This window comes from Paraburkholderia polaris (assembly GCF_012927345.1).
Lineage (GTDB): Bacteria > Pseudomonadota > Gammaproteobacteria > Burkholderiales > Burkholderiaceae > Paraburkholderia > Paraburkholderia polaris.
This window is the reverse complement of sequence record NZ_JABBGJ010000028.1, coordinates 133642-140693: the sequence shown is the minus strand read 5'-3', so window position 1 is coordinate 140693 and position 7052 is coordinate 133642. Positions and strand designations below refer to the sequence as shown.

7 protein-coding genes are annotated in these 7052 nt (G+C 60.3%); 6 read left to right on the top strand and 1 reads right to left on the bottom strand.

Annotated elements, in window-relative coordinates; all coding sequences use genetic code 11:
- Positions 1-737: DUF3138 family protein (locus tag HHL24_RS25255; protein WP_169488081.1), on the top strand; the 737-nt coding region annotated here is incomplete at its 5' end.
- Between the two features lie 58 nt (positions 738-795).
- On the opposite strand, the gene HHL24_RS25250 is transcribed toward HHL24_RS25255, so the two are convergent.
- On the bottom strand, positions 796-1722 hold the full coding sequence (locus HHL24_RS25250; RefSeq protein ID WP_169488080.1) for a LysR family transcriptional regulator: 927 nt from the start codon (positions 1720-1722) through the stop codon (positions 796-798).
- Positions 1723-1901: 179 nt separating this feature from the next.
- On the opposite strand from HHL24_RS25250, the gene HHL24_RS25245 reads away from it, so the two are divergent.
- The 5 genes from HHL24_RS25245 (at position 1902) to HHL24_RS25225 (ending at position 6356) form a co-directional block, all read left to right on the top strand.
- Complete coding sequence (locus HHL24_RS25245; protein ID WP_169488079.1) at positions 1902-3227, top strand: flavin-containing monooxygenase; 1326 nt, start codon at positions 1902-1904, stop codon at positions 3225-3227.
- Positions 3227-3664 carry a RidA family protein gene (locus tag HHL24_RS25240; protein ID WP_169488078.1) on the top strand — a complete coding sequence of 146 codons (438 nt, stop codon included), beginning with the start codon at positions 3227-3229 and terminating at the stop codon, positions 3662-3664. The genes HHL24_RS25245 and HHL24_RS25240 overlap by 1 nt, the downstream gene beginning before the upstream one ends.
- 10 nt (positions 3665-3674) lie before the next feature.
- Positions 3675-4352 carry a DUF1028 domain-containing protein gene (locus HHL24_RS25235; RefSeq protein ID WP_169488077.1) on the top strand — a complete coding sequence of 226 codons (678 nt, stop codon included), beginning with the start codon at positions 3675-3677 and terminating at the stop codon, positions 4350-4352.
- Positions 4345-5496, top strand: a complete 1152-nt coding sequence (gene argE, locus HHL24_RS25230; RefSeq protein ID WP_169488076.1) for an acetylornithine deacetylase — start codon at positions 4345-4347, stop codon at positions 5494-5496. Before HHL24_RS25235 ends, argE begins: the two co-directional genes overlap by 8 nt.
- A 608-nt stretch (positions 5497-6104) precedes the next feature.
- On the top strand, positions 6105-6356 hold the full coding sequence (locus HHL24_RS25225; RefSeq protein WP_169488075.1) for a hypothetical protein: 252 nt from the start codon (positions 6105-6107) through the stop codon (positions 6354-6356).
- The last annotated feature ends 696 nt before the right edge of the window (positions 6357-7052 follow it).

Below are 7052 nucleotides of genomic sequence, written 5' to 3'. Positions count from 1 at the left end.
GCTCGGTGGTACAGACGGGCACCAACGCGCTGGGCGATCCGATCACCAGCAGCAACAAGATCCCGACCTTCACCGCCCGCCTCGACTACACCTGGTCGAGCGCGCTGGATATCGGCGGCTCGTTCAATATCGGTCGTCAGACGCTCTCGGCCGCCACGCAGAACGTGAACGGCAATACGATCCCGGTGTATGGCGTGGGCGGTGGCGCATCGAGCGCCTTCGGCACGTTCTTCTTCGGCGAAGCGGACCTGGCCTACACCCAGGCGGACGTTCAGTACAACGCCGAACTCGACTACGGCCAGCAGCAGAACGCCGCGTTCAACGGCGGCCAGGCGCAGTGGTACGGCCTGTCGCTGCTCGCGCACCGCAAGTTCACGCTGCCGGTGGTCGGCCGCATGGGCGCGACGGCGCGCTACGACGTGCTGGTCGACAGCAAGAACGGCGGCGGTGGTGGTGGCGTGGCGTTGAACTCGAACGGCATGGACACGGCGGACGGCTTCGGTATCGGCGCGGATTGCCTCGCCAATTCGAAGGCGGGCGGCGGCGTTGGCTTCGAGTGCAAGGGCGCAACCCATCAGGACGTATCGCTCGATCTGTTGTTCTACCCGACCCAGCAGATCACGGTCAAGGTGGAATACCGTCACGACTGGGCGAACAAACAGGTGTTCCTGAAGAACGACGGTTCGTATGGCAAGTCCAACGACCTGCTCGGGACACAGCTCATCTATTCGTTCTAATACCTTGCGTCGAAGTGAGGGGCCCCTCGACAGCGTCGTCGGGCCCCAGCACAAGCGTTCAGCGCTTCGCGTGCTGCTTCTTTATCTGCGTTTCGCAGAAAGACGCGAAACGCCGCACAACCTGTCTCGGCTTCATGTTGCGCGACTGTGCAATGCCCAGCGTGGCTGCTGTAACGTCGTCCTTGAACCGCTTGACGACGAAATCCTCACCGTCCACGGTATGGGTCGATTTGAGCGGAAAGTTCAGGATGCTGTATCCCAGACCGTTTGCCACCATACCGCGTACCACCTCGGGTTGGGCGGACTTGAACGCCGGGACCGGACGCTCGCCCACCGCGTCGAATAGCGCCGCAAAATATTCCCGGCTATGGGGCAGGTCCAGCATCACGTAGGGTTCTCCCACGAGATTCGCGAGAGAGATCGAGCGATGCTGAGCCAGATGGTGCGTTTTCGGCAAGATGACGTACGGCGGCAGCGTCAGCATCGGCAGGAATTCAATGTCGTCGGTCAGATCGATGCTGTAGGTCAGCGCGAGGTCGAGCGACCCGTCGTGCAGGCCCGTGAACAAATCCTCCTGGTGCGCTTCCCGCGTCTGGAATACGACGCCGGCATGTTGAGCGACAAAGTGGCTGATGAGGCCCGGCAGCAACGGCGGGGCAAGCGAGACCAGGCAACCGAGCGCAATGCCGCCCGATATGCCGGTGTCCATCCCGCGTGCAGCAACCTGCAGTTCTTCCGCATTCTTTAGCAGATCACGCGTCTTGCCGAGCATCTCGCGGCCTGCCTGGGTCAAGGAAAGCCCGGAGGCGTGGTGACGGATGAACAACTGCACACCAAAGGACTCCTCGAGCTCGGCAATCGCAGTAGAAATCGAGGGCTGCGAAATGTGCAGGACTTTTGACGCGCCGGTAAAAGACAGTGCTTCTGCCGTCACGACAAAGTATCGCAGCTGGCGCAGCGAATACCGAAGCAGTGGGCTTTCCATTGAACTATTCCCATGAGAAAAATTATTCTGGATGCGCCGGGTACGGCGCTCGTCTCCGTGCTGATTATCTCGCGCTTTGCATAGCTAAAACAGATGGCTTGCATTTTTTAAATATGTTTTTCGGATGGTGTGTTTCCGCGTAGATTTCTTTCATCAGCAGATCCTGGAAGGAGATAGCCGTGACAGATGAAAGAACGTCAATCGATACGCTTGTTGTCGGCGCCGGTCAGGCCGGCGTGGCCATGAGTGAACACCTGAGCAAACTCGGGGTGCCCCACCTCGTTCTGGAGCGCGATCGTATCGCCGAACGCTGGCGCACGGGACGGTGGGATTCTCTGGTTGCCAATGGTCCGGCCTGGCACGATCGTTTCCCGGGAATGGAGTTCGACGATCTCGACCCCGACGCGTTTGCTTCAAAAGACCGGGTGGCGGACTATTTTGAAGCCTATGCGAAGAAGTTCAACGCACCCATCCGCACGGGTGTGGAAGTGACGAAGGTTGTACGCAATGCTGGCCGGCCGGGCTTCACAATTGAAACCACTAAGGGCGTGCTCGAGGCCAACCGCGTGGTTGTCACTACCGGACCTTTTCAGCGCCCGGTTATCCCGCCGATAGCGCCTAAAGACGAGAAGCTCACACAGATCCACTCGGCCGAATATCGTAATCCAGCGCAACTGCCCGAGGGTGGGGTGCTAGTGGTCGGTGCCGGGTCGTCGGGGGTGCAGATCGCGGATGAGCTGCAGCGCGCGGGCAAGAAGGTTTACCTCTCCGTTGGACCGCACGATCGTCCTCCACGGGCCTATCGCGGCCGTGACTTTTGCTGGTGGCTGGGTGTTCTCGGCGAATGGGATGCGGAGGTCATGAGGCCGGGTAAGGAACATGTCACGATTGCAGTAAGCGGCGCTCGTGGCGGCCATACGGTTGACTTCCGGCGTCTTGCCAATCAGGGGATGACGCTCGTTGGTTTGACGAAATCGTTCAATGACGGGGTAGTGACCTTCGAATCGGATCTCGCAGACAACCTTGCTCGCGGCGATGAGAACTATCTGTCGCTGCTGAATGCAGCTGACGCCTATATTGCCCGCAATGGTCTCGACCTTCCGGAAGAACCTGAAGCCCGCAATACGCTTCCGGATCCGGAATGCGTGACCCATCCCATTCCTGAGCTCGATCTGGCCGACGCCGGCGTTACCTCGATCGTTTGGGCAACTGGCTATGCGGTCGATTACAGCTGGCTGCACGTCAACGCCTTCGACGCAAACGGTAAGCCGCAGCATCAGCGCGGCGTTTCGACCGAGCCTGGCGTCTATTTCCTGGGTCTGCCGTGGCTGTCGCGTCGTGGCTCCGCTTTCATCTGGGGCGTCTGGCACGATGCCCGCCACATTGCCGACCATATCGTCACGCAGCGCAAATATCTCTCCTACCGTGATGCCTCGGAACGTGAGGCAGAAGACGGTCGCGAGATCTGCAAGGCAGATTTTTTCCCGAGTATTGAGGTGCATTGATGAGCCAACCTACGCATACCCGCATTCGCATGTTCAACACCAAGGACACCTACCCGAACCAGACGCTGGATAACGATCTCTGTCAGGCGGTGCGCGCCGGCAATACCGTTTATGTGCGCGGTCAGGTGGGCACCGATTTCGAAGGCCGCCTGGTAGGACTCGGCGACCCGGGCGCCCAGGCCGAACAGGCGATGAAAAACGTCAAGCAGCTGCTGGAAGAGGCGGGCAGCGATTTGTCCCACATCGTCAAGACCACAACCTACCTGATCGACCCGCGCTATCGCGAACCGGTGTACCAGGAGGTTGGCAAGTGGCTTAAGGGCGTGTTCCCCATTTCCACCGGCCTCGTTGTGAGCGCACTGGGCCAGCCGCAGTGGCTGATGGAGATCGATGTGATCGCGGTGATCCCGGACGACTGGAAGCCGAACCAGGCCTAAGGAATAGGACATGACATTCTCTATCGTTGGACGTTGCCCGGAAACCGGGCAGCTTGGGATCGCCATCAGCTCTTCCAGTATCGCGGTGGGTGCTCGATGCCCCTGGGTGCGCGCAGGTGTGGGTGCTGTGGCGACCCAGAATGTCACCCTGCCTGCCCTCGGCCCGCAGATACTCGACCTCCTCGAAAGCCAGCAGATCGAGCCTGCGGCGGCCCTGGACCGCGCGCTCAGCGCCAACGGTTGGAGCGAGTATCGGCAGGTGACGGTGATCGATGGGCAGGGTCGTACCGCATTTTTTAGCGGTAAAGAAGCACTGGGCGTGCACAACGCTGTGGCGGGTAAGCAGTGCGTAGCCGCGGGCAACTTATTGGCTGGGGTTCAGGTCATCGAGGCTATGGTTCAGGCGTTCGAGAATGCGCCTGGGATGCTTGCCGACCGCCTGTTGGCGGCCATGCATGCCGCGATGGCCGCCGGTGGTGAAGCGGGGCCCGTGCACTCGGCGGCGCTCAAGGTAGTGGGCGACCTGATCTGGCCGATCGTCGATCTGCGAGTCGACTGGGCGGATGAAGACCCAATCGGCCAACTGGGCGCTCTCTGGCAAGCCTACCGGCCGCAGATGCAGGACTACGTGGCTCGGGCGTTGAATCCGACCGCAGCGCCCAGCTACGGAGTGCCGGGCGATGAGTGAGGTTTCCAGTCGTGAACTGCTCGAACGGCTGATCGGCTTCGCCACGGTCAGTCGGGACTCCAACCTGGAGCTGATCGCCTTCATCCGGCATTACCTGGCGGAACTCGGCGTGGAGAGTGAGCTTTTCTACAACCCGGAGCGCACCAAGGCCAACCTGTTCGCCACCATCGGTCCTCGTGACCGAGGTGGCGTTGTGCTTTCCGGTCATACCGATGTGGTGCCGGTCGATGGGCAGGCCTGGACGGTGGAGCCGTTCCGTCTCACCGAGAGAGACGGACGGTTGTACGGTCGCGGCACGGCCGACATGAAGGGCTTCATCGCCTCGGTGTTGGCGGCCGTACCGGTCTTTCTCAAACGGACGCTGAAGCTGCCGGTACACCTTGCCTTCTCCTATGACGAGGAAGTGGGATGCCTGGGTGTGCGACCGATGTTGGCGGAGCTGGAGAAGCGTCCACACAAGCCGCACCTGTGCCTGATCGGCGAACCCACCGAGTTGAAACCGGTGCTGGGCCACAAGGGCAAGTTGGCCATGCGCTGCCAGGTGAAAGGGGCCGCCTGCCACTCGGCCTATGCACCCTATGGGGTCAACGCTATCGAATATGCGGCGCGACTGATCGGCCGGCTGGGAGAAATCGGTGCGCAACTGGCACAGCCTGAACATCACGATCAGCGCTTTGATCCGCCGTTCTCGACAGTGCAGACCGGCACAATCAAGGGTGGTCGTGCGCTGAACATCGTGCCGGCTGAATGCGAATTCGACTTCGAGGTACGCGCCCTGCCAGGTTTCGACGCCCACGAGGTGGCGGATGAGTTGCAGACCTATGCCGAGGCCGAGTTGCTGCCGAGGATGCGTTCGGTGCAACCCGATACCGGCATTCGCTTGCAGCCGCTCTCCGCCTACCCGGGATTGGCCACCTCGCCTGACAGCGAGGCGGCGCGCCTGTTGGCGCTGCTGAGCGGTTCCACCGAGTTCGGTACGGTGGCCTTCGGCACAGAGGGCGGCCTGTTCGACCAGGCGGGGATTCCCACGGTGGTCTGCGGGCCGGGAAGCATGGATCAAGGGCACAAGCCGGACGAATTTATTACCCTTGAGCAGCTGACCCGCTGCGATGCAATGTTGGTTCGCCTGGCCGAATACCTCTAGACGCGTTGCACGGCACGTCGAAGATTGTCGATGCAGTGGGGCTAACCGATCCCGCGGTCCGCCACGCGCCTGCGTTAGATAGCATTGCAAGCACGATCACGGTACAACGAGGCCTGCCATGAACCGGACGCGCATTCGCCGCCGCATAGCATGGGTGCGACGCGTCGTCGGCATCCTGACGCTTCTGACGTTCGCCATGCATCATCCTGGGGCCCCGAGCGCTGCGGAGGTGTCTGGCGTAATAAGCCCCGAACCTGGCGTAAAAAGCCGCTTGCGCGTGCGTGGACGGAATCCGGCGCAAATATTCGCTATCACTTCGGCATCTCACGCTCTATAACACGTATTTGCAGGGCGATTATTATGTGTCGAAGGGTCCACAAAATCCGTTGACACTGCCAGTTCGCACGCCACCTTGCGCCCCGGGACCTCGGCTCGGCGCACTGCTCTCCTTATTTTCACGACGACCTAAAACTTTGGCCTCGGGCAATTCGCCTGCGGACCCGAAGAGCGCTTCGCGCGTCCGAAATTCTCCTGTGTATTCTGACTTCCGGGCCCGCGGATAACGAATCGGATCAGTGAAAAACGTACCCTAAATTAAGGAGCTAAAAGTGAAATCACAACTGATGGTGGCTTCTGCCGCCGGATTGCTTGTTATGGCCGGGCTTGCGCATTCGCAAGCCATGCCGGAGCCTCAACAACCCGCCCAACAGGAAAACGCAGCGACTCAGGCTGCCCCCTCCGCCGCGGCGACGCAGGCATACGGTGGCATGCCCGATACGAAAGTGCAGAGCGGCAGTTGGAAACATGTGAAGCCCTGCAGCATCGACCCGCAATGCAATATCTTCTTCGGTGGCAGCTAAAAATAATCTGACGGCATGCGGCAGCGTCGGGTAAAGCGCCAGGCAACCTCTTTGTTCAGGGTCCTCCGTGAGGATGCTCGGGAGATTGCCTATCGCCAATAGGGCAGCTGTCTCAGCCATGATGAAACTACATGATCCAGCCAAGGTGAGCGGTTCCAGGATGGTGAGGAATTCCAGGAGCCGGCGTCATCTCGATTAACGGTGAGGAATTCCAGGAGACGGCGCCGTCTCGATCAACGGTGAGGAATTCCAGGAGATGGCGTCATCGTGATCAAAGGTGAGGAACGCCAGGAAATGACGTCACCACAGCCAGAGGTGAGGAATTCCAGGAGACGCCGCCATCTCGACGAAAGGTGAGTTGTTCCAGGGGGCATGGCATCACGTCGATGAGAGGTGAGACGTTCCAGGAGGTATCGCCCTATCAGCGAGAGGTGAGCGGTCCCAGGTGCCGATCTGCACCGTGGAAGCGTGCAAAGACGCGCCACGGTGAGGAGTTCCAGGAGATCGCTCGCACAAGGTGAGTGATTCCAGGAGGTGAGCAATTGTCGTGTCGAGCACGCACCCCAAATAAGGTGAGGATTTCCAGGGGGGCTCGTCATGGCCGCTCACCGTGTTGCATCGAACACTCAGGACGACGGGCAAAAGCCGATAGGTGAGAAGATTCGGGAGCAGGGGAGGTGAGAATATAGCTACCTG

Excerpts from the sequence above, each read along its gene's own strand:
- HHL24_RS25250 (WP_169488080.1), bottom strand. The coding sequence starts at position 1,722 with ATGGAAAGCCCACTGCTTCGGTATTCGCTGCGCCAGCTGCGATACTTT.
- HHL24_RS25240 (WP_169488078.1), top strand. The coding sequence starts at position 3,227 with ATGAGCCAACCTACGCATACCCGCATTCGCATGTTCAACACCAAGGAC.
- HHL24_RS25235 (WP_169488077.1), top strand. The coding sequence starts at position 3,675 with ATGACATTCTCTATCGTTGGACGTTGCCCGGAAACCGGGCAGCTTGGG.
- argE (WP_169488076.1), top strand. The coding sequence starts at position 4,345 with ATGAGTGAGGTTTCCAGTCGTGAACTGCTCGAACGGCTGATCGGCTTC.